This is a genomic window from Xanthomonas albilineans, from assembly GCF_002939705.1.
Lineage (GTDB): Bacteria > Pseudomonadota > Gammaproteobacteria > Xanthomonadales > Xanthomonadaceae > Xanthomonas_A > Xanthomonas_A albilineans.
Genome location: NZ_MDCB01000056.1, coordinates 1 through 2334, shown reverse-complemented (window position 1 = coordinate 2334; position 2334 = coordinate 1). Strand labels below are relative to the sequence as shown.

Below are 2334 nucleotides of genomic sequence, written 5' to 3'. Positions count from 1 at the left end.
CACTCGATTATCTCGGCCGCAACGACGATCAGATCAAACTGCGCGGGTTCCGTATCGAGCTCGGCGAGATAGAAGCCGCGCTACGCACCTGCCACGGCGTTGAGGATGCGCTGGTCTTAACACACCCAGACCACGTTGGCGCACCACGGCTGGTGGCGTATGTGGCAGCTGCGCAAAGCGAAACCACTGCCATCCGCACGCAACTACGTGCGCTTCTGCCTGACTACATGCAACCGGCCACCTACGTCCTCCTGGATGCCCTGCCGCTGACATCCAGCGGCAAAGTGGACCGCCGTGCATTGCCAGCACCACACGAGGCGGGCTTCGCACAAGCGCCGTATGAAGCACCCGATGGTCCACTCGAACAAGCACTGGCGACTCTGTGGCGCGAGTTGCTCGGCATCGAGCGGGTCAGCCGCCACGACAGCTTCTTTGATCTTGGTGGACATTCCTTGCTCGCCGTGCGACTAGCCGCCGCGATTCGCCGCACGCTGCATTGCGATCTTTCGATCCAGCGGCTGTTCGCACAGCCAACCCTGCAGCAGATGGCCCATCTGGTACTCAGCATGCGGCTTGCGCAATTGCAGCGCGATACCGCTGCATCCCTCTTCTCCAAAGCCCAATTGGAACGCTAACTACCATGTCCTCTTCCCCCATGTCTCAACAGGATATCTCTAACCTGAGCCGTGAGGAGGCACATCGCCTCTGGGCCTTGTTGGCCGAATCAGACCCTGCTGCGGAAGAGAGCATCCCGCCACGCGACGACGACGCGGCGCTGCCGCTGTCCTACGCCCAGCAGCGACTGTGGTTCCTAGAACAGCTCGATCAACGTGCCGCACGCGCGTACCTGCTCGCCGGCGGCGTGGACCTGCACGGCGTGCTGAACCTATCCGCGCTGCAACAAGCCTTGGATCGCATCGTCGCCCGCCACGAAGCCCTGCGCACCTGTTTCGTCGCCAACGACGATGGCGCCACACAGGTAATTGCGCCGGCCAACGTCGGCTTTGCACTGGAGTGCATCGATCTGCGGCAAACAGCAGACCCCCACGCCGACGCCCAACTCCACGCCGAACAAGAAACCAACACGCCCTTCGACCTGAGCCGTGGTCCGTTGATCCGTGGTCGCCTGTTGCAGCTGGCCGATCAGCAACATCGCCTGCTGGTGACCATGCACCACATCGTTTCGGATGGCTGGTCGATGGCGTTGCTGGTGCAGGAACTGAGCGCGCTGTACGCCGCCTTCGTGCAAGGCCAACCCGATCCCTTGCCACCGTTGCCGATCCAATATCCCGATTACGCCATGTGGCAACGCCGCTGGCTCGATGGGCCACTGCTGCAACGTCAACTTGGCTTCTGGCGCGAGCACCTGCATGACGCGCCGGCACTGTTGGAACTGCCTACCGACCATCCGCGTCCAGCATTGCAGGACTATCGTGGCGACCATGTCGACATCGTCATCGATGCCGAACTCACCGACGCGTTGAATCACTTAAGTCAGCGCCACAGCACCACCATGTTCATGACCGTGCTGGCCGGCTGGGCCGTGCTGTTGTCACGACTGTCGGGTCAAGACCAGGTGGTGATCGGCGCACCCGTCGCCAATCGCACCCGCAGCGAACTCGAAGCGCTGATCGGGTTCTTCGTCAATGCCCAGGCACTGCGCATCGATCTACGCGGCGCGCCGACCGTCGCCGACTTGCTGGCGCAGGTACGCAGCACCGCACTGGCCGCGCAGGATCACCAGGACGTGCCGTTCGAACAGGTGATCGAAGCGCTCAACCCGGAACGGAGTTTGTCCGCGCACCCGGTGTTCCAGGTCATGCTCACCTGGCAGAACACTCCCACTGCAACTCCCACGTTGCCGGGTTTGGAGCTGCGCTCGATTGTTTACCCGGATACCTCAGCCAAATTCGATCTGCAACTCACCTTGGAAGCGCACGACGGCCGCATCGTCGGTACGCTCGGCTATGCCACCGCACTGTTCGAGCGCAGCACCATCGAGCGCCATCTGCACCACTTCTTCGCCGTGTTGCACGGCATGGTCGCCGACGAACACTGCCGCGTGGAGCGCTTGCCGCTCTTCAACACCACCGAGCGCCAACAATGGCTGCAACGCCTCGCCCGCGAGCATCGCGTCTTCGCCGACCAGCGCTGTCTGCCCAGCGTGTTCGAGCAGCAGGTCGCACGCACCCCGCAGGCCATCGCCGTGGTCGATGGCCAGTGCACGCTGTGCTATGCCGACCTCGATGCCCGCGCCAACCAACTCGCCCATCACCTGATCGCGCACGGCATCGGCCCGGAAGATCGCATCGCACTGTTCCTGCACCGCGGCGT

Annotated in this window: 2 protein-coding genes; both read left to right on the top strand. The window is 62.9% G+C overall.

Annotation, left to right across the window (positions count from 1 at the left end; all coding sequences use genetic code 11):
• The coding region (locus XalbCFBP2523_RS15660) for a phosphopantetheine-binding protein (RefSeq protein ID WP_045766527.1) at window positions 1–635 on the top strand (635 nt) is incomplete at its 5' end.
• A 5-nt stretch (window positions 636–640) separates the two neighbouring features.
• A partial coding sequence (locus XalbCFBP2523_RS15655; RefSeq protein ID WP_146084138.1) for a condensation domain-containing protein occupies window positions 641–2334 on the top strand: 1694 nt, incomplete at its 3' end.